Source organism: Photobacterium sp. GB-210 (assembly GCF_003026075.1).
Taxonomy (GTDB): Bacteria; Pseudomonadota; Gammaproteobacteria; order Enterobacterales; family Vibrionaceae; genus Photobacterium.
The window spans coordinates 53,878-74,077 of the sequence record NZ_PYNU01000002.1; the positions used below are offsets into that span (position 1 = coordinate 53,878).

Annotated in this window: 16 protein-coding genes; 10 read left to right on the forward strand and 6 right to left on the reverse strand. The window is 40.5% G+C overall.

All coding sequences use genetic code 11. The annotated features are described in order from the left end of the window. Nucleotides 1–50 precede the first annotated feature (50 nt). From ppx to C9J38_RS03940, 3 genes are all read right to left on the reverse strand, one after another. Entirely contained in the window at nt 51–1,571 is a 1,521-nt protein-coding gene (ppx, locus tag C9J38_RS03930; protein ID WP_107205965.1) for an exopolyphosphatase, read from the reverse strand. A gap of 1 nt (nt 1,572) precedes the next feature. After that, a complete protein-coding gene (gene ppk1 / locus C9J38_RS03935; protein WP_107205966.1) occupies nt 1,573–3,660 on the reverse strand; it encodes a polyphosphate kinase 1 in 2,088 nt (695 codons plus the stop codon). Between the two features lie 121 nt (nt 3,661–3,781). Then, a complete protein-coding gene (locus C9J38_RS03940) occupies nt 3,782–4,282 on the reverse strand; it encodes a glycine cleavage system protein R (protein ID WP_107205967.1) in 501 nt (166 codons plus the stop codon). 287 nt (nt 4,283–4,569) lie between these two features. Here C9J38_RS03940 and C9J38_RS03945 point away from each other — a divergent pair, with 287 nt between their 5' ends. From C9J38_RS03945 to phoU, 4 genes are read left to right on the forward strand one after another with little or no spacing between them, the layout of a single operon-like run. Further along, the gene (locus C9J38_RS03945) at nt 4,570–6,801 is read left to right on the forward strand and encodes an ABC transporter permease subunit (protein ID WP_107205968.1); all 2,232 of its coding nucleotides are present in this window, start codon (nt 4,570–4,572) and stop codon (nt 6,799–6,801) included. 15 nt (nt 6,802–6,816) lie between these two features. Next, entirely contained in the window at nt 6,817–8,454 is a 1,638-nt protein-coding gene (gene pstA / locus C9J38_RS03950; protein ID WP_107205969.1) for a phosphate ABC transporter permease PstA, read from the forward strand. A 46-nt stretch (nt 8,455–8,500) separates the two neighbouring features. Beyond that, complete coding sequence (gene pstB / locus C9J38_RS03955) at nt 8,501–9,319, forward strand: phosphate ABC transporter ATP-binding protein PstB (protein WP_107205970.1); 819 nt, start codon at nt 8,501–8,503, stop codon at nt 9,317–9,319. 12 nt (nt 9,320–9,331) lie between these two features. Further along, complete coding sequence (phoU, locus tag C9J38_RS03960; RefSeq protein WP_006646297.1) at nt 9,332–10,039, forward strand: phosphate signaling complex protein PhoU; 708 nt, start codon at nt 9,332–9,334, stop codon at nt 10,037–10,039. Nucleotides 10,040–10,124: 85 nt separating this feature from the next. On the opposite strand, the gene C9J38_RS03965 is transcribed toward phoU, so the two are convergent. After that, complete coding sequence (locus C9J38_RS03965) at nt 10,125–10,868, reverse strand: copper homeostasis protein CutC (RefSeq protein ID WP_107205971.1); 744 nt, start codon at nt 10,866–10,868, stop codon at nt 10,125–10,127. A 221-nt stretch (nt 10,869–11,089) separates the two neighbouring features. Further along, the gene (locus C9J38_RS03970; RefSeq protein WP_045084291.1) at nt 11,090–11,701 is read right to left on the reverse strand and encodes a peroxiredoxin C; all 612 of its coding nucleotides are present in this window, start codon (nt 11,699–11,701) and stop codon (nt 11,090–11,092) included. A 131-nt stretch (nt 11,702–11,832) separates the two neighbouring features. Between C9J38_RS03970 and C9J38_RS03975 the strand changes: the two genes are divergently transcribed. The 3 genes from C9J38_RS03975 (at nt 11,833) to aceA (ending at nt 16,463) form a co-directional block, all read left to right on the forward strand. After that, nucleotides 11,833–12,729, forward strand: a complete 897-nt coding sequence (locus C9J38_RS03975; RefSeq protein ID WP_107205972.1) for a hydrogen peroxide-inducible genes activator — start codon at nt 11,833–11,835, stop codon at nt 12,727–12,729. Between the two features lie 678 nt (nt 12,730–13,407). Continuing rightward, nucleotides 13,408–15,021 (forward strand): malate synthase A, encoded by a 1,614-nt coding sequence (gene aceB / locus C9J38_RS03980; RefSeq protein WP_107205973.1) that lies wholly within the window; start codon nt 13,408–13,410, stop codon nt 15,019–15,021. Between the two features lie 134 nt (nt 15,022–15,155). Then, nucleotides 15,156–16,463 carry an isocitrate lyase gene (gene aceA / locus C9J38_RS03985; RefSeq protein ID WP_107205974.1) on the forward strand — a complete coding sequence of 436 codons (1,308 nt, stop codon included), beginning with the start codon at nt 15,156–15,158 and terminating at the stop codon, nt 16,461–16,463. A 148-nt stretch (nt 16,464–16,611) separates the two neighbouring features. Here aceA and C9J38_RS03990 read toward each other — a convergent pair whose 3' ends face one another. Further along, nucleotides 16,612–17,079, reverse strand: coding sequence for a CBS domain-containing protein (locus C9J38_RS03990; RefSeq protein WP_045152137.1), 468 nt, complete (start codon nt 17,077–17,079; stop codon nt 16,612–16,614). A gap of 275 nt (nt 17,080–17,354) precedes the next feature. On the opposite strand from C9J38_RS03990, the gene queA reads away from it, so the two are divergent. The 3 genes from queA to yajC all read left to right on the forward strand — a co-directional run bounded on the left by queA (nt 17,355) and on the right by yajC (nt 20,188). Then, complete coding sequence (gene queA / locus C9J38_RS03995; RefSeq protein WP_005369318.1) at nt 17,355–18,407, forward strand: tRNA preQ1(34) S-adenosylmethionine ribosyltransferase-isomerase QueA; 1,053 nt, start codon at nt 17,355–17,357, stop codon at nt 18,405–18,407. Nucleotides 18,408–18,708: 301 nt separating this feature from the next. Continuing rightward, a complete protein-coding gene (tgt, locus tag C9J38_RS04000) occupies nt 18,709–19,836 on the forward strand; it encodes a tRNA guanosine(34) transglycosylase Tgt (protein ID WP_005369317.1) in 1,128 nt (375 codons plus the stop codon). A 16-nt stretch (nt 19,837–19,852) separates the two neighbouring features. Next, on the forward strand, nt 19,853–20,188 hold the full coding sequence (gene yajC, locus C9J38_RS04005; RefSeq protein ID WP_107205975.1) for a preprotein translocase subunit YajC: 336 nt from the start codon (nt 19,853–19,855) through the stop codon (nt 20,186–20,188). Nucleotides 20,189–20,200 lie beyond the last annotated feature (12 nt).

Genomic DNA, 20,200 nt, shown 5'->3' on the forward strand with positions numbered 1-20,200 from the left:
TGACAACGCCAGCATTTCGCTGGCGTTGTTGTTTTAGCTGTTAGGTATAACTATGAGTCACTCAATTCATTAACTTCTAGCATCCATCCCGCTTTATGCCAATATTCTTGTTCCGTTCGCATATCTGCTGCGAGTAATTTATTTTCTGATGTCCAACCTTTAGGTAAGGTTAATTGCCAGTGCTCTTTATCGGCATTCACTTTTATATGTGGTAATGGTTCATCACTGCGCTGCCCATTTAACACCACGGCAATACGCAAGGTACGAATTAACGGGTAAAGATGTTTACGTTTATAGATGGTCAACTCGGGCATTTCTGTCAGTTTTAATGTTTTACGTTGATAGCGTACTAAGGTTGAAAGTACCGTTTGTTGTTCGATATTGAATCCTGGCATAGTGCTATATCGAAGTAAGTAAGCACTATGGCGATGAAATCCGGGATAGCTTATATTTAGCCCAACTTCATGAAGTAACGCACCCCATGATAGCAAGGTCGATAATTCGTTTTTGTTCATTCCTGGTTGAGTATCTATTTGATCGTAAATATCAATCGCAGTTGTTTGAACACGTTTCGCTTGTGTGGTGTCGATATTGTATTGTTTTGCCATTGCATCAGCAGTACGAATACGGATATCACTGTGACGGAATCGTTGTTCCATTTCATACAGTAACCCCTCGCGTAATGCGCCACTGGAAAAATGCATATCATCAATATCAAGTGCTTCAAACACAGCACTTAAGATCGCTACTCCAGCGGCAAAAACAGGCTTTCTCTCATCGGTTAAGCCCGGAAGTTCGAGATCATCTTGATGTTTAAAGGTGCTAATTTGATCAAGTAATCGGTTTAAACGAGATGATGTGATCACGCCATCGCTATGACCTTGAGCGATTAATACTTCACGGATAGCTTTAATGGTGCCAGACGAACCTAAGGTTTTATCCCATCCAATATCGGTATATTTACTGGCGATACTTTCAAGCTTCTGGCGTGCTGCAAGTTGGGCCGCCGCAATATTTTTACGGCTGAGTTTTCCATTAGAAAAAAAGAGTTTGTTGTAGCTTACACACCCCATATGCTTGCTATATAAAATATGGGTATCAAATTCTTCACCAATGACTAATTCAGTGCTACCGCCACCGATATCGATCACCAGTTTTTTACCTTTATCGGGTTGGGTATGTGCAACGCCAAGATAAATTAAGCGGGCTTCTTCTGTTCCGGGAATGATCTCGATGGGGAAGGGTAAAATACGCTCAGCTCGTTGGAGAAAAATATGGGCATTTTGCGCCTGACGTAATGTGTACGTTGCCGCGATACGGACATTTTCAGGTTTAAAGCCTTGCAGTCTTTCGGCAAACATTGCAAGGCAGCTTAAGCCGCGATTCATGGCGGCTTGATCAAGGTTTAAATGTTTATCAAGCCCAGATGCAAGGTGGACTCTTTGTTTATGACGGCTGACAATTTGAAGGCTTTGACCAACAATGCGAGCCACAACCATATGAAAGCTATTTGAACCGATATCGATAGCTGCTATTTCGCGAGGTTGTGGCGAAGAATTAGTTTTTGTCATTTTATTTCTCTGTTTTTTCAGCGTGCTTTTTCAGTTTTTTCTCGCTGTGTTTCAGATAATCATAAATTGCCGTTTGTGAGCGAATTTTTCGTCTATTACCACGCGGTACATAATGGTTATGCATGCCTTCATCGATAATACGTGCTTTGACAGTATCGCAAAGTTGGATATTAAGAATATCGATAATACGTTGTTTTAACACCGGTGAATTAATAGGGCACCCGACTTCAATACGATTATCAATATTCCGGCTCATCCAATCAGCTGATGAAATATAAACCTCAGTATCACCATTATTTTCAAATACCGCGACGCGAGGATGCTCTAGAAATCTGTCGATAATACTGATCGCGGTAATGTTGTCGCTGATCCCCTTAATCCCGGGAATTAATGAACACATACCTCGAACAATTAATTTGATTTTCACGCCGCTATTACTGGCTTGATATAGCATATTAATCAAACCTCTATCGACGAGGTTATTGACCTTAAGTGTAATACCTGATGGTAACTTTTGCTTAGCATGAGCTATTTCTCTATCAATGAGTTCATACAATCGAGAGCGAGAGTTACGCGGGGATACGATTAAATGGTTAAATTTAACGGGGCGATATGGGTTTGCGATATAAGCAAAGACTTGTTTTACTTCATCGGTAATGGCTTTTTCACAGGTTAGGAGTGAAAAGTCGGTATAAATTCGAGCGGTTTTTTCATTAAAGTTACCCGTACCGATATGCGCATATCGAACCAGCTCGCCTGATTCTTTACGGGTGATTAGGCAAAGTTTGGAGTGGATTTTTAACCCTGGCACACCAAAAATAACGTTTACTCCAGCCTCAGTGAGACGCCTTGCCCATTCAATATTGGCTTCTTCATCAAAGCGTGCTTGCAGTTCGACAACGACAGTTACACTCTTACCGTTGTTGGCAGCATCAATCATTGATTCAATAATGCGTGAGTTTTTAGCAACACGATAAATATTGATTTTAATGCTACGGACTTTGGGATCGTAAGAAGCTTGTCGTACCAACTCAGTTATATGACTAAAGGTGTGGTATGGGTAATACAATAAAATATCTTGCGCTTTGATGGCATCAAAGGCATTACGAGCCGATGTAAATTGATAGCTTTTAATTGGCGGAAGATCTTTGTTCTCTAAATAGCTTCTACCGACATTAGGGAAACCAATAAAGTCTTTAAAATTGTGATAACGGCCACCGGGGATCACACTGTCATAGCTTGATACTTGGAGTTTATCGCATAACACATTGATCATATCACCCGGCATATCACGTTGATATACAAAACGTACAGGCATCGCAGTTAGGCGTTGATTTAACCCTTCTGACATTTGTTCTAGCAAGCTGTGTTCAACTTCTTGGCTGAGATCGTATTCTGCATCGCGGGTCATTTTCATCGCAAATACGGCAAGTTCGTCATATTCAAAAAAGCCGTTGAATAAATCATCGATACAAAGTCGAATAATATTATCAAGCAAGATAAGGGTTTTATGACGTTTCCCTTTGGTTTTGGGTAATTGAACAAAACGGGGCAGTTGATCAGTTGGGATCTCTATTAACGCATAATGGGTTTCATGGTTTTTGGTCATAGCGACAGCAAGATAGGAGTATTCATCCTTGAGGACTTGCAGTATGTCGACATCGTCAGTAAGTAAAATCGGGGTAACATGGGGCAAAATGGTGTGTTGGAAATAATGTTTCAACCATGCTTTCTGGCTGTCTTCTAACTGTAATTCATTGACTAAAAAGATATGACGACGCGCCATTTCTAACAATATTTCATTGTATAGCGTATCAAAATCTTGATTTAGCTTTAGTACTCGACTTTGGATCTTGCTCAATAATTTTTTGGCTTGATCACTGCCACCTTGTGCTTCGTGAATTAAAATTTGGCGCTTCACATCAGCAAAGCGGACTTTGTAGAACTCATCTGTATTGCTGGAAAAAATACCGAGAAATCGTACTCGTTCAATGAGAGGAACAGACTTGTCTGCTGCTTCTTGTAATACTCGTTCGTTAAAAGAGAGCCAACTTAGCTCTTTTTCAATATATAGATTTTCGGTAGTCATGCGCGGTGTTCGTCCTTGTTACTTTGCATTATAAAACTAAGCTGTTTGTGGCAAATATAAGGTATTAGCGTTACAGTGAGATGTAAATTTGAGTGATTGTTTTATCAGCCAGATATTTAAATTATTGTTCAATATCTATGGTTAAATCATCGGCTAATAATTCTAATTGTTCTTGTACGGTATCCATGCTGAGATCGGTTGGCAGCTCGAGTTGAAATTGCGCGGTAAAAATCGGGTATCCCCAGTTAGGTGCGCTTTCCGTTTTCGTTTTGAGCTTGTAGATGTTTATGCCTAGTTGATGCAGATGGGTAGTGACGTCTTTAACAATCCCTAACCGATCATTACCTGTAACGGTTAATTTCTGCATTTGCTGTTGTGAGGAAGCTTTGATTTGTGCTTCTACAATGTGGATCTGCAACCCCGAAATTTGCGATAATGCATCGCTAAGTTGTTGAATGTGTTGAGGGGAAACTTCAACTTGAACAATCCCTGCAAATTGGCCGCTTAGCTGAGTTAATGAACTTTTTAGCCAATTCGCATGGTTGTTATATACCGTGTCTGAAAGTTGCTCTACCAGTCCCGTTTTATCTTTACCTATAACAGTAATTATGAGTTGCTTCATTACAGCTCTCCTTATTTGTAATGGTTGTTGATGCCGTGACAATTAGCAACAAACTTATTGATACTTATCAATAATTATCCTAATAACCATTTATGCTGTCTATGGTTGAAATGGACATAAATGAGTAAATGCGTAAGTTGTCATGATTTATTGATTGTTAATGACATTCTCTTTCAGTTCTGATTTATAAATTTGTGCACTATGTAATTTTGAGTAATATCACCTGTAATAAAAGTGTCATGTAATAGAAATACACTTTAGTCCGTATAAATAGGTTTGAGGTAATAATGGCACACGCCAGTTCGTTTTTAATGGGAGAAAATCATCTTCGTCGAATGAAAGATAAGTTAGCGCGTTTAGGTGTGACGGCTGGCGGTATTTTTGTACTTGTAACCTTGGTACTGATTTTTTTCTATTTACTCTACGTTATTGTTCCGATTTTCTCTTCTGTTTCGGTTAAACCAACCTCCCAGTTCTCATTGACCTTGCCGGGGCACACTGCGCGAGTAGGCATTGATGATAGTAATACCTTAGCTTATCGTTTTACCACGGAAGGTCAGGTAGATTTTATCCGACTATCACCACCGCCAGCATCAGGACAGGTGATTAAACAACAGACACTCGTTAATGATCCTACTGCCGTTGCAACCAGTTTGCCGCGGGATGGATTGGTCGCCTATGCATTGGCGGGTGGCCAAGTAAAAATAGTGAAAGCGGATTTTAATTTCACGTTTGATCAAAACAAAAAGCAGCTATTTCCGGTTATTGATTACCCTGTTGGAAAAGCGTCGTTATCTATCGTTGCCAAACAAGATATTATTGATAAATTAGCCATATCAGGGCGTGATAACACTATTATTTTAGCCGCTTATACTAACCAAGATAAACTCTCTGTGGTTAGGTTCTCTCATTCAGAAATGAGCGCAGCAGATGATAAAACATGGCAGCAATTTCAATTTAATATTGATGATGTACCTGCGAGTGTTGAGCAGCTTGTATTAACGCCTGACGGTAAAACACTTTATGTTTTAAGTGGTAAAACACTCTTTACTTATTCTCTTCAACATCAGCACGCGGTATTGAGACAAACCACGAAACTCTCTAATGATAAAACAGTAACGCCTGAGCGGATTAATTTATTATCAGGGGCGAATTCCTTATTAGTAACAAACTCTAATAATACGATCACCCAATGGTTTGAAGTGGTCAAAGAGGGGAAACGTCAATTAGTGAAGGTGCGAGATTTCCTTTTTTCTTCTAGCCCTATTGTGAAAATCGTCCCTGAGTATTACCGCAAAGGCTTTTTTGTTATTCAACAAGATGGTCGAGTATCGGCTTATTATACCTCTGAGCGTGATGTGATTTATCAAGATCAGGTATTTGAGACTGTCCCTCAAGATATCGCTATATCACCAAAAGCGAATATGTTGCTCACGCTAGATAATGGTAAGTGGCAAACCTATAAAGTGAATAATTCCCATCCGGATATTGGTATTTCCTCACTGTGGCAAGAAGTGTGGTACGAGGGATATCCTGAGCCTGATTATGTTTGGCAATCAACGTCAGCAAGTGACGAGTTTGAACCCAAATTAAGCTTGGTACCGATTATTTTCGGCACATTGAAAGCTGCGTTTTTTTCGATGTTATTTGCGATACCGTTGGCACTGGCGGGGGCGATTTATACCGCTTACTTTATGTCCTCTAAAGTGCGTCGATTAATCAAGCCAACGATTGAATTAATGGAAGCTTTACCGACGGTGATCTTAGGTTTTTTAGCTGGAATTTGGCTTGCACCTGTCGTTGATCAGAATCTGACTGGGGTTGCCTTAAGCTTTATTACATTACCGATAAGTATGGTTGTAATTGGTTTTATTTGGTCAATGTTACCTGGACAATGGCGTTCACGTATCCCTCATGGTTTTCACATCGCTATTTTGATCCCGATGATCGTCTTGATCGGTTATGGCTGTTTTGCGGTGAGTCCATGGTTGTCTCAGTGGCTATTTGGCAGCGATTTACAAAGTTATTTATCTCATGATTATGGTATTGGTTACGATCAACGTAATGCGTTAATTGTTGGTATCGCAATGGGGTTTGCGGTGATCCCCACTATTTTCACGATTGCAGAAGATGCAGTGTTCTCTGTCCCTAGCCATTTAACGAAAGGTTCTTTGGCATTGGGTGCGACGCAATGGCAAACCTTAACCAAAGTGGTTTTGCTAACAGCAAGCCCAGGTATTTTCTCGGCGGTAATGATGGGGCTAGGTCGAGCTGTTGGAGAAACGATGATTGTATTGATGGCGACGGGGAATACCCCTGTTATGGATTGGAATTTATTACAGGGCTTAAGAACATTGGCTGCAACCATTGCGATTGAAATGCCTGAATCGGAAGTGGCAAGTTCGCATTATCGCGTATTGTTTTTAGCGGCGTTTGTATTGTTCGTCTTTACCTTTGTATTCAATACAATCGCTGAGGTTGTGAGGCAACGTTTACGTGAAAAATACAGTTCACTATAAGAGAGGGAGGTGATCATGATTAAATGGTTTAAATCTGGCTCTCCTTGGATTTGGGTAACTGCGGGTGCGGTTAGCCTAAGCCTTGTTGCTGTTTTAGGATTATTATTACTTATTGGTTATAAAGGCTTAAGCTACTTTTGGCCTTCACCTGTTTATCAATTCGATATTGATATTGCAGGTAAACACCAAACCGTGATTGGTGAGTTGTATGACAGTAAAGCGATCCCGTTGCAGCAGTTGCGTGAAGCTGGGGTTGATGTTTCTCATATGCCTGGTCCGGTTGAGATGCGTTATCTCATCAAAATTGGTAATCGTGAACGAGTGGGCACCGACTTTTTTACGGTATTAAAAAGCCAAATAAAACATCAAGAAATAGCGAAAAACATTGCTGTTGTCGATCGAGAAACGAATGGTAAGTTTTATGGCTATCCTATCGCAATCATGGCAAATGGTGTGCGTAATAGCATGGACTATTTACCTATCGCGTTAAGTGAAGCTTCTGCAATTAGAACTGAATTAAAGAAACTACAACAGATCGAAATTGCAGATACGAATTGGCATTTAGAAAAGCTACGTTTAGAAAAGCGTCAATTAGCTTTAAAAGATAAATTAACGTCTGACGAAAAAGCACGGATTGAACGTGAGGAACTGAACTATAAAACGATTTATAAAAACATTGAAAATCGTTTGTTTTCATTACAGTCTCAACTAGATAGTGCCAGTTTATTACTTCGAGATAGCCAAGGTAAAACGATCACCTTATCGATGTCTCAAGTACTAGATATGTGGTATCCCAATAAATTAACCTTCATTGAAAAGTTTCAGCATTGGGGGAAACAGGTTTATAAATTTTTAACCGAAGCGCCCCGTGAAGCTAATACCGAAGGCGGTGTATTTCCGGCAATCTTTGGTACAGTATTTATGGTGTTGCTAATGAGTGTCATGGTGACGCCATTAGGCGTATTAGCAGCAATTTATCTTCATGAATATGCAGGGAATAATAACTTTACAAGGATCATACGTATTGCGGTGATTAACCTTGCGGGTGTACCGTCTATTGTTTATGGGGTGTTTGGGTTAGGCTTTTTTGTGTACATGGTAGGGGGGACAATTGATGATGTCTTTTTCTCTGCTCAATTGCCAACACCCACATTTGGCACCCCTGGGATTTTATGGTCGGCATTAACATTGGCGATCATGACATTACCGGTTGTTATTGTTTCAACAGAAGAAGGTTTATCGCGAATACCGAGTTCGGTGAGAAATGGTTCTTTGGCATTAGGCGCAACTCAAGCTGAAACTTTATGGCGTATAGTGCTCCCTATGGCAAGCCCTGCAATTATGACCGGGTTGATTTTAGCTGTGGCAAGGGCGGCGGGAGAAGTAGCACCTTTAATGTTAGTTGGGGTTGTAAAAATGGCACCAACATTGCCCGTTGATGTTCATTTCCCTTTTGTTCACCTTGATCGTAAGTTTATGCATTTGGGGTATCATATTTATGATGTTGCGTTCCAAAGCCCGAATGTTGAAGCGGCAAGACCCTTGGTTTACGCGACGTCATTTTTATTAGTGACGGTGATTGTAAGTTTGAATTTAACCGCAATTGGGATCCGTAATCATCTGCGTGAAAAATTTCGCTCATTAGAATTGTGAGCAAACGTAGTGCGATGAATAGTCGATTATAAACAGAGAGAACATTATGTATTCTGCTTCACCATCAATAGGTTTATTTGAACCCGTCGATCTCTCTTCGTTACCCGATGAGCAAACGGCATTATCGATTGAAGGTTTGAACCTACACTATGGTAAAACGCAAGCTTTGTATAATATCAATATGCGTATTCCTAAAGGTCAGGTTACTGCATTTATCGGCCCTTCAGGTTGTGGTAAATCAACGTTATTAAGTTGTATTAACCGAATGAACGATTTGATTGAAGGCTGCCATGTCGATGGTAAAATTATGCTACATGGACAAAATATCTACGATACAAAAGTGGATGTTGCGTCATTACGTCGTCGTGTAGGAATGGTGTTTCAACGCCCGAATCCTTTTCCTAAATCCATATATGAAAATGTGGTTTATGGTTTACGTCTACAAGGGATCAGTGATCGACGTATTTTAGATGATGCGGTTGAAAGTTCATTGCGTTCGGCAGCGTTATGGGATGAAGTAAAAGACAGGTTGCATGAAAATGCGTTTGGTTTATCAGGAGGCCAACAGCAGCGTTTAGTGATTGCGCGTGCGATTGCTATTGAACCTGAGATATTACTACTTGATGAGCCAACATCAGCGCTGGATCCAATATCAACCTTAACGATTGAAGAGTTGATCAATGATCTAAAAACCAAATATACCGTGATTATCGTGACACATAACATGCAGCAAGCAGCACGGGTGTCAGATCAAACAGCTTTTATCTATATGGGAGAGCTGGTGGAATACTCGAGCACCAATGATATTTTCACCACCCCAAGAGAAAAACGTACTGAAGATTATATTACAGGACGTTATGGTTAAGGACACACCATCATGTTAAATAACATTAGCCTTGGTCGACATATTTCTGGTCAGTTCAATCATGAATTAGAAAGTATTCGTACCCATGTTTTAGCGATGGGCGGCTTAGTTGAACAGCAGTTGGCAGATGCCTTAAAAGCACTGCATAAACAAGAAGAAGATTTGGCGAAACGCGTGATCCAAGATGATCGCAAAGTTAATGCAATGGAAGTCGCAATCGATGAGGCGTGTACGCGTATTATTGCTAAACGCCAACCGACAGCCAGTGACTTACGTCTTGTTATCGCAATTATAAAAACCATTACCGATTTAGAACGTATTGGTGACGTGGCGGAAAGTATTGCTAAAGTCGCACTAGGGAATTTTACTAATAAGCAATATAACTTGTTAGCATCGTTAGAATCTTTAGGTCAAAATGCAGTACGCATGCTACATGAAGTGCTAGATGCTTTCGCCCGTATGGATGTTAAAGCCGCGATTGATGTTTATCAAACGGATGATCGAATTGATCGAGAATATGAAGCAATTATTCGTCAACTGATGACTTACATGAAAGAGGATCCCGATTCTATTCCTAGTGTGATGAAGGTGATGTGGGCGGCGCGCTCTATTGAACGTGTGGGGGATCGTTGCCAAAATATTTGTGAATACATTATCTATTTCGTGCAAGGTAAAGATATTCGCCACACTAACCCAGAAGATATTACTAACTTCCTATAATACTCGGGATACATGAATCTGTAATAAGGGCGCTGAGCTTGATTTAGAAACTTAGCGCTCTTTTTAGTTGTGTTCATTTACCGGCTTATTCTCTTCTCAGCTTAGATTTGACACTTTTGATCGTATCAATACTTGTCACTGGGATTTGAAAATCATCAAAGATGGCGTTGCCCATATGTGCACTAGAAGTGTGATTTAATATTTTACTGGGGCGCGTTGTTTTACCAGAAAGATGCACTTCTTTTATTCCCGTCTCAGCAACTAAGGTTTGAACATTATCTGGTGTGACGCCAGCACCTGCCATAATACTGAGCCTATCACCACAATAGCGAACCATTTTTTTGATCATAGCGGCGCCTTCAGGTGCGGTAGCTTCAAGCCCAGATGTCAGTACGCGCTCGCAGCCGCAGCTCATAATGGTATCTAATGCTGCAAAAGGATCGACACATTGATCGATGGCTCGATGAAAAGTCACCCCTAAGCCTTTCGCTTGTTTTATTAAGCTCGCAACGGTTGTGCTATCGATAAGGCTTTGTTCTGTGAGTGCGCCAATGACGATTCCTTGTAATCCTGCTTGATGGGCTGCATGAATGTCGGCAAGCATGATCTCAATATCGTCACCACTAAATAAAAAGTCACCTTGGCGTGGTCTGATCATGGCGTAAACCGGAATGTGTGCTTGTTTTGCGGCTAAGTGCATAAAACCAGCACTTGGCGTTAACCCGCCTAGTGCGAGAGAGGAACACAACTCGATACGTGTTGCGCCACCTTGTTGGGCATAGTGGAGTGATTCAAGATTATCGATACAAACTTCAAGTTGAATAGACATAATTTTTAATGAAATAAAAAGCGTGTATTGCAGTGTAGAGGATTGGCAAGGTAGGAGCGAACAAAGACGGGATATAATGTGCGATTGGTTGTAAATTACAGATAAAAAAAAGGGCCTGGTATAATCCAGGCCTCATTATATTTCTTATCTTTGAGCTGACTGTAGCTTTATGTTTAGCTGATTGTCAGAAATAACACCGTGAGCATGGTGTTATTAGATAATTATTTCTTACCTAGGTCTGCAGTGTGCTCAGATAGGTAGTCTGCTACACCTTTTGGTGATGCGTCCATACCTGCTTTACCTTCTTCCCACTGTGCTGGACATACTTCACCGTGTTTTTGGTGGAAGTTTAATGCGTCAACCATACGTAGCATTTCGTCGATGTTACGGCCTAGAGGTAGATCGTTAACCACTTGGTGACGTACAAGGCCATCTTCGTCGATTAGGAAAGAACCACGGAAAGCAACGCCTGCTTCTGGGTGCTCAACGTCGTAAGCTTTACAAATTTCATGCTTAACGTCAGCAACTAGTGGGTACTTAACTTGACCGATACCGCCGTCTTCAACAGCAGTGTTACGCCATGCATTGTGAGAGAATTGAGAATCGATAGAAACACCAATTACTTCAACACCTTTCGCTTGGAAATCTTCGAAACGCTTGTCAAAAGCGATCAGCTCAGATGGACATACGAATGTGAAGTCTAGTGGATAGAAGAAAACTACCGCTTTTTTACCTTTAGTGAACTCTGCAAAGTTGAAGTTATCAACGATTTCGCCGTTACCTAGAACAGCTGCAGCAGTAAAATCTGGTGCTTGACGACCTACTAGTACCATTTTGGTGCTCCTGAGATATTGGGTTTTGCTAACCTTCGGTGGTTAGCTCCATACTTGGACGAGACAAACTATAGCCAAACTGTTAAATTGAAAAAAGCGGAATAAACAGATTGAAGTAATCGAAAAATACGATGAATAAGTTTCCCTCGTTAAAACAATTGCATTACCTAGTTACTCTATCGGAAACCCGGCACTTTGGCGAAGCGGCAAAAAAGTGTTTTGTGAGCCAGTCGACACTTAGTTCGGGGATCCAGAATTTAGAAAATTTATTGAGTTGCCAACTTATTGAGCGTGATAATAAATCCCTTGTTTTTACCAGTATGGGGGATGAGGTTGTGGTGCGTTCCCGTGAGTTACTGGCACGCAGCCAAGATTTAATTGAATTGTCCCATTCTGCCGGTGATGGTATGGAAGGTCCTCTTCGTGTGGGATGTATTCCAACGATAGCGCCTTTTCTATTGTGTGATTTGGTGCAGGAGGTTAATCGACGCTATCCCAACCTTAACTTACTCTTACGAGAAGATACGACCACGAATTTACTTACAGCTCTACGCAATGGTGAAATGGATGTTCTGATCCTTGCACTACCGATTGAGATTAACGGTATGCACAGTAAAGTGGTTGGGCGTGATGCATTTAAAATGGTGATCAGTAAAAACCAAGCTGAACGTGTCTCTGTACCGTTACGTTATGCAGATTTACCTGATGAATCCGTCTTCTTACTAGAAAAAGAGCATTGTTTAACTGAGCATGCTGTTTCTGCGTGTAAGCTAACAACGAAAGAAAAAATTAATCCATTCACTGCAACTAGCTTGCATACCTTGGTTCAGATGGTAGCCAATGGATTAGGAACGACATTTATTCCCCAAATGGCAATTGAGCACGGTATCTTAGATAACCAGAATCTGGTGGTGATTGAGCCACCAGGCCAAGCGGCATTTCGTGAAATAGGATTAGTTTGGCGACCAACGTCTAGTAGGGTTAATACCTTTGAAAAGCTTGCCTCTCTCGTTGAAACCTTATTATAAGTAAATTATCACTATATTAGAGAAGTCTGAATGGGTGCCGTTATTATTTGAAATGATAATAAGTGGTATTTTTCAGGCTTTTTTTATTTAACTTTGTCGTCATAATAAAAAATCATTAATTTGGATTAAAATATCGAAAATTCTCAATTAAACGGCATTTTAATCTTTTTGTTGTAATGGGTTTAAGTTGCTGTTTTGATGGATTATTTTGTTTTGCGTCACAAACAAAGAATAGTGATATTTATCAGTATATTCCTCCTTTGTTTAACTACAGTCTTAATAATTACTTTTAAAATATATTAAATCAGATAATTACCTTCCCTTGATAAAATTATTTTTGTTTAAAACAAATATTATCAATAAATTCTAACTTCCTCGTTGTGTAATAAAATTACGTAACTACCTACAAAAAATATCATTATTAAAACAAGTTGTTGATTCCGAGTTATTTACTGACTTTTGTTTTAATTCAGTGTTTTGACTTTTTACTCTAATTTTTTTAACTTTTTGTTTTTGAAGGGTTTTGTTGTTTTATTGTGATTTTGGTTAGAAAAGGTGAAATTTGCTTTTTGTTATATGTTGCGGCAACGTAAAGGGAAAGTTAAGAAGTAAATAACATTAAAAAGCTCTTGAGGCTTATTGATAAAAGTAGTGATTAAGTTACAAGGATGGGGCGTTATGGCAGATACTGCGGTTCAATCTAATTACCAAATGAAATTATCATTACAGCAACCGTTAACAGAAACTCAGCGTGAAATCCTAACTGATGACGCGTTGCTTTTCTTAGAACGCTTAGTGGATCGTTTTGCTGAACGTGTTCCATTGTTGCTAGAAGATAGAGAACGTCGTCAATGCCTGATAGATAAAGGGCAATTACCTGACTTCAACCCTGAAACAGAGTCTATTCGACAAGCAGAGTGGAAGATTCAGAATATTCCAGCAGATTTGCAAGACCGACGAGTTGAAATAACAGGCCCTGTCGATCGTAAAATGGTTATTAATGCACTTAACGCCAATGTGAAAGTGTTTATGGCTGACTTTGAGGATTCCTTCGCGCCGGCATGGAATGAAGTTATTGAAGGTCAGCGTAATCTGCGGGATGCGGTGAATGGTACGATTAGCTATACCAATCCCAACACTGGTAAGCATTATCAACTTGCGGATGATCCTGCAGTATTAATCTGCCGTGTGAGGGGATTACACCTTCCAGAAAAACATGTGCTGTGGAATGGAAAACCCATCCCTGGGGCGCTATTAGACTTTGCCTTATACTTTTTCCTGAATCAAAAAGCATTACTAGCCAAAGGCAGTGGTCCTTATTTCTACCTACCAAAACTACAGGCTTATCGTGAAGCCGCATGGTGGAGTGATGTGTTTAGCTACACCGAAGATGAGTTCGGTTTAATGCGCGGAACAATTAAAGCAACGGTACTTATTGAAACTTTACCTGCCGTGTTTGAAATGGATGAAATCCTTTTTAGTTTGAAAGAACATATTGTTGGGCTTAATTGCGGTCGTTGGGATTATATCTTTAGCTACATTAAAACCCTTCGCCAGTATCCTGATCGTATTTTGCCTGATCGCCAAGTTGTAACCATGGAAAAACCGTTCCTTAATGCTTATTCACGTTTGCTGGTGAAAACCTGCCACCGTCGTGGCGCATTTGCGATGGGAGGCATGGCCGCTTTTATTCCATCTAAAGAAGCAGAGCGTCAAGCATGGGTACTTAATAAAATTCAAACAGATAAAGCACTGGAAGCGAGTAATGGTCATGACGGTACATGGGTTGCACATCCAGGTTTGGCTGACACCGCTTGTGGAGTCTTTGATCAGGTACTGGGTGATCGTAAAAATCAATTAGATATTACCCGAGACGGCGATGCACCCATTACTGCTGATGAGTTATTAGCGCCGTGTGATGGTGAGCGTACAGAAGAGGGGATGCGTCATAACATTCGTGTTGCGGTGCAATATATTGAAGCTTGGATCTCCGGCAATGGCTGTGTACCTATCTATGGCTTAATGGAAGATGCAGCAACAGCTGAAATATCGCGAGCTTCAATATGGCAATGGATTAAACATGGTAAAGCATTATCAAACGGTAAAGTCGTAACTAAAGCTTTATTTGAGCAAATGCTAATAGAAGAAATGCGAGTTGTAGAAGCTGAGCTCGGTGATGAGCGCTTTAAGCAAGGGCGATTTGATGAAGCTGCAGCATTAATGGCAAAACTAACGACAAGTGAAGAGTTAGATAATTTCTTAACCCTTCATGGCTATGAATATTTGAATTAAACGCAGTCGCGTTTGAGTAAAACTGAGGATCCGCGGTAGTTGAGGGTAAGCAGTAATAGAACCACTTTAGAACGTAATATCAATTGACCATCATACCAACGGATTAATGCGGACAGAGACGAGGGATAACCATTATGACATTAACACGCCAACAGCAAATTGAAGCAATTGAAAAAGACTGGGCAGAAAACCCACGTTGGAAACATGTTAAACGTACCTATACTGCGGAAGAAGTCATTAACCTGCGCGGCTCATTTGCACCTGCAAATACGATTGCCCAGCGTGGCGCAGATAAATTATGGCAATTAGTGAATGGTGATGCCAAAAAAGGCTATGTAAATTGTCTTGGCGCTTTAACTGGCGGTCAGGCAGTACAACAAGCAAAAGCCGGGATTGAAGCGATTTATTTATCAGGTTGGCAGGTTGCGGCTGATAATAATACTGCGTCGACCATGTATCCTGATCAATCTCTCTATCCTGTCGATTCAGTACCTGCGGTTGTTAAACGTATCAATAATTCGTTCCGTCGCGCAGATCAAATTCAGTGGGCGAATGGTGGTAACCCTGAAGATGGCGTTGATTACTTTTTACCTATTGTTGCTGATGCAGAAGCCGGATTTGGTGGCGTATTAAATGCGTATGAATTAATGCGTAGCATGATTGAAGCAGGGGCGGCTGGTGTTCACTTTGAAGACCAATTAGCATCGGTAAAAAAATGTGGTCATATGGGCGGCAAGGTATTAGTACCGACACAAGAAGCGGTACAAAAGTTAGTTGCAGCTCGTCTTGCGGCTGACGTGGCGGGAACCACGACTTTAGTGATTGCTCGTACCGATGCCAATGCAGCAGATTTATTAACGTCCGATTGCGATCCGTATGATAAAGATTTCATTATTGGAGAGCGTAGCGCAGAAGGTTTTTATCGTGTTCGTGCAGGGATTGATCAGGCCATTGCTCGTGGCTTAGCGTATGCGCCTTACGCTGATTTAATTTGGTGTGAAACAGCAACACCATGCTTAGAAGAAGCACGTAAGTTTGCAGAAGCCATTCATGAACAATACCCAGATCAACTCCTGGCTTATAACTGTTCACCTTCTTTTAACTGGGAGAAAAACCTTGATGCTGAAACCATTGCTAAATTCCAGCAAGAACTTTCCGACATGGGCTATAAATACCAGTTCATTACATTAGCGGGCATTCATAATATGTGGTTCAACATGTTTGAATTAGCCCATGCTTATGCGCAAGGTGAAGGTATGCGCCATTACGTTGAAAAAGTTCAGCGCCCTGAATTTGAAGCAGCCGATAAAGGTTATACCTTTGTTGCTCACCAGCAAGAAGTGGGAACAGGGTACTTTGATACCATGACCAATACGATTCAAGGGGGGAATTCTTCAGTGACCGCATTGACGGGGTCTACAGAAGAAGAGCAATTTAAGTAAACCTAAAAACAGTTTTAAGATAACGTGTTTATAGTAGTGACTATCCTAGCAGTGTTGTTATCGACAGTACTCATGTATTAAGCCGCATATAATACCAGTACTTGTTAATTACGTTATCATCGGGGAGCAGTGATGCTCCCCTTTTTTATTAATCAAGAATATCAAGGGTATCTAAATCAGGCTCAATAGGATCGACTTCTTCTTGCATTTCTAGCAGTGAAATTGCAATTGATACAAAATCACTATCTGTAATAATACCCACTAATTTTTTATTTTTTAGTACGGGTAAGCAACCTATTTTATGCTTTTGCATATAAAGTGCTGCTTCTTTTAATCCTGCACGATAATCCACACTCATTATTTTTGTTTTCATGCCTTGTTCAATTAAAACATCAAGTGGGGAAGACAGTGGATTTTCAATAATTGATTTTAGATTGGAATCTTGGGCTGACAAAATATCGCGCTGGCTTACTAACCCGATAAGTTCATTGTTGTGGTTGGTGATCGGTATATGGCGAATAGATAAAGTATCCATCATTTCTTTCGCATCAAGCAACGTATCATTACGTGACAAAGTACGCGGTTGGGGTGTCATCATATCGGCAACGGTAAACATATAAACCTCCATGCAATACTGCAAAAAATCGCGAACGGTGGTTCTATTCGCTGATCTTTTTTCAATATATCGGAATACGTTGTTTGCACGCATGATGAATATCAAATATTTCAATATAATATTTGTGGTCTTTATTCCTTGGTGGGATGAGTGTCTGATATCAGACGATATGAAAGAAATTCTCATATTACGAGATCTAAATTACAGTTGGGTTTCGCATCTTAAGGGAAGTTAAGTATATAATGCCCGCTTGCTGTGATTTAGGGCGTAATACAATGCAAGTTTCAGATTTTGATTTTGACTTACCAGATGAGCTGATTGCTCGTTATCCTCAACCTGAACGTACCGCGAGTCGTTTATTACAAATGACGGGCAATACGGGTGAATTGGCACATAAAGGTTTTAAAGATGTGCTAGATCTTGTACAAGCTGGTGATTTACTTGTATTTAATAATACTCGTGTGATCCCTGCGCGTATGTTTGGACATAAAGCTTCAGGTGGTAAAATTGAAGTTTTAGTTGAGCGTATGCTTGATGACAAATCTATTTTAGCGCATGTTCGTGCCTCTAAGCCGCCGAAACCAGGTAATGAATTATTATTGGGTGAAAATGGTGAGTTTTCAGCTGAAATGGTTGCCCGTCATGATGCATTGTTTGAAATTCGTTTTAATAGCGATAAAACAGTGCTGGAGATCTTAGATGCAGTGGGTCATATGCCGTTGCCTCCTTATATTGATCGCCCAGATGAAGATGCTGATAAAGAGCGCTACCAAACAGTATATAATGCCAAGCCTGGTGCGGTAGCTGCACCAACAGCAGGCTTACACTTTGACGATAAGCTAATGGCGGATCTAAAAGCAAAAGGTGTTAATTTTGCTTTTGTCACTCTGCATGTCGGTGCTGGTACGTTCCAGCCTGTGCGTGTTGATGATATCAATGATCACCATATGCATTCTGAATATGTGGAAGTTCCTGAAGAGGTTGTTACTGCTGTTAACGAGACGCGTGCAAATGGCGGACGAATTATTGCTGTGGGGACAACATCTGTACGTTCATTAGAAAGTGCCGCACAAGATGCCCTAAAAAATGGTACTGAATTTAAGCCATTTTTTGGTGATACTGAGATCTTTATTTACCCGGGTTATCAGTTCCAACTCGTGGATGTGTTGATTACTAATTTCCACTTACCAGAATCAACATTAATTATGTTAGTTAGTGCTTTTGCGGGTTATGAAAACACCATGAATGCCTATCATGAAGCAGTAGCAAATAAATACCGCTTCTTTAGTTATGGCGATTCAATGTTTATCACTCGTAAAGATGTATAAGGCTTAATAGGTATACATTTTTACCAAGAAAAGGTTGAGGCTGCTTTTTGTTACAATTGCAGCCTTTGTTGTGTCTGTAGCATAGTATAAATTCTATGATATTAAGCCAGCCACAACGTTACGTTCTTCCGCTACGCTTTAGGTTGTCATTGCCAATATGGTTTGATGAGTTAAGGTGCAGTCGGCAATCATATATCTATATATTGTGATTGTTTTTTGTGGCTGATCAGGCGTTTGCCTGTGGGGCTAGGTCCTGTAATGGGAAATACGTCAGATTGTTTCTCTGGCTTTTGGAGGTTTTGTGAAATTTGAATTAGATAAAACGCAAGGTCGTGCTCGTCGCGGTCGTTTGCAGTTTGAACGTGGTACGGTAGAAACACCTGCGTTTATGCCGGTAGGTACTTACGGTACTGTTAAAGGCATGACACCTGAAGAAGTTAAAGATACGGGTGCTCAAATCTTACTGGGTAACACGTTCCACCTATGGTTACGTCCTGGTCAAGAAGTGATGAAGTTACATGGTGATTTACATGACTTTATGCAATGGCAAGGTCCGATCCTTACCGATTCAGGCGGTTTCCAAGTATTTAGCCTTGGCTCTTTACGTAAAATCACTGAAGAGGGGGTTCACTTCCGTAACCCTGTTAATGGTGACAAGATTTTCATGGACGCTGAAAAGTCGATGGAAATTCAAAAAGATCTTGGTTCTGATATCGTAATGATTTTTGACGAGTGTACGCCATATCCAGCGACACACGACGAAGCGAAAAAGTCGATGGAAATGTCACTACGTTGGGCACAGCGCAGCCGTAATCATTTTGATAAGCAAGAAAATCCAAATGCACTGTTTGGTATTGTTCAAGGTGGTGTATACGAAGATCTTCGTGATGTTTCTGTTGAAGGTCTAACCAAAATTGGTTTTGACGGTTATGCAGTAGGCGGTTTAGCGGTCGGTGAGCCTAAAGAAGACATGCACCGTATTCTTGAGCACACGTGTCCACAACTGCCAGAAGATAAGCCTCGCTACCTTATGGGTGTAGGTAAACCTGAAGATTTAGTGGAAGGTGTTCGTCGCGGTATTGATATGTTCGATTGCGTAATGCCAACACGTAATGCCCGTAATGGTCACCTATTTGTGACTGGTGGTGTGATCAAGATCCGTAATGCGAAACATAAAACAGACACAACGCCTTTAGATCCGCATTGTGACTGTTACACTTGTAAAAATTACTCTAAAGCGTATTTGTACCATCTAGATAAATGTAATGAAATCTTAGGTGCACGCTTAAATACAATTCATAATTTACGTTACTACCAACGCCTAATGGCAAGTATTCGTAAATCAATTGAAGAAGATCGTTTCGATGCGTTTGTAGAAGAGTTCTACGCGCGTCGCGACCGTGAAGTTCCACCATTACAAAATGTTTAAAACGAGGACGTTATAAATGAGTTTCTTTATCTCACAAGCACACGCAGCAGCAGAAGGTGCCCCTCAGGGCGGAAGCATGCAGCTATTTATTATGCTTGGTTTATTTGCTGTTATTTTTTACTTCATGATTTATCGTCCACAAGCTAAGCGTGTGAAAGAGCACAAAGCGCTAATGAGCTCGATGGGCAAAGGTGATGAAGTAATGACGAACGGTGGTCTACTAGGCCGTATTACTAAAGTTTCTGCTGAAAGTGATTACATTGTTCTAGCACTTAACGACAATACGGAAGTAACAATTAAAAAAGATTTCATTACGGCTGTTTTACCAAAAGGCACAATGAAGTCGCTTTAATATAAAAACATT

Bases quoted from the DNA above. Each gene is read 5' to 3' on its own strand.
- ppx (WP_107205965.1), bottom strand. From the start codon at position 1,571: ATGACAAAAACTAATTCTTCGCCACAACCTCGCGAAATAGCAGCTATC.
- ppk1 (WP_107205966.1), bottom strand. From the start codon at position 3,660: ATGACTACCGAAAATCTATATATTGAAAAAGAGCTAAGTTGGCTCTCT.
- C9J38_RS03940 (WP_107205967.1), bottom strand. From the start codon at position 4,282: ATGAAGCAACTCATAATTACTGTTATAGGTAAAGATAAAACGGGACTG.
- C9J38_RS03945 (WP_107205968.1), top strand. From the start codon at position 4,570: ATGGCACACGCCAGTTCGTTTTTAATGGGAGAAAATCATCTTCGTCGA.
- pstA (WP_107205969.1), top strand. From the start codon at position 6,817: ATGATTAAATGGTTTAAATCTGGCTCTCCTTGGATTTGGGTAACTGCG.
- pstB (WP_107205970.1), top strand. From the start codon at position 8,501: ATGTATTCTGCTTCACCATCAATAGGTTTATTTGAACCCGTCGATCTC.
- phoU (WP_006646297.1), top strand. From the start codon at position 9,332: ATGTTAAATAACATTAGCCTTGGTCGACATATTTCTGGTCAGTTCAAT.
- C9J38_RS03965 (WP_107205971.1), bottom strand. From the start codon at position 10,868: ATGTCTATTCAACTTGAAGTTTGTATCGATAATCTTGAATCACTCCAC.
- C9J38_RS03970 (WP_045084291.1), bottom strand. From the start codon at position 11,701: ATGGTACTAGTAGGTCGTCAAGCACCAGATTTTACTGCTGCAGCTGTT.
- C9J38_RS03975 (WP_107205972.1), top strand. From the start codon at position 11,833: ATGAATAAGTTTCCCTCGTTAAAACAATTGCATTACCTAGTTACTCTA.
- aceB (WP_107205973.1), top strand. From the start codon at position 13,408: ATGGCAGATACTGCGGTTCAATCTAATTACCAAATGAAATTATCATTA.
- aceA (WP_107205974.1), top strand. From the start codon at position 15,156: ATGACATTAACACGCCAACAGCAAATTGAAGCAATTGAAAAAGACTGG.
- C9J38_RS03990 (WP_045152137.1), bottom strand. From the start codon at position 17,079: ATGTTTACCGTTGCCGATATGATGACACCCCAACCGCGTACTTTGTCA.
- queA (WP_005369318.1), top strand. From the start codon at position 17,355: ATGCAAGTTTCAGATTTTGATTTTGACTTACCAGATGAGCTGATTGCT.
- yajC (WP_107205975.1), top strand. From the start codon at position 19,853: ATGAGTTTCTTTATCTCACAAGCACACGCAGCAGCAGAAGGTGCCCCT.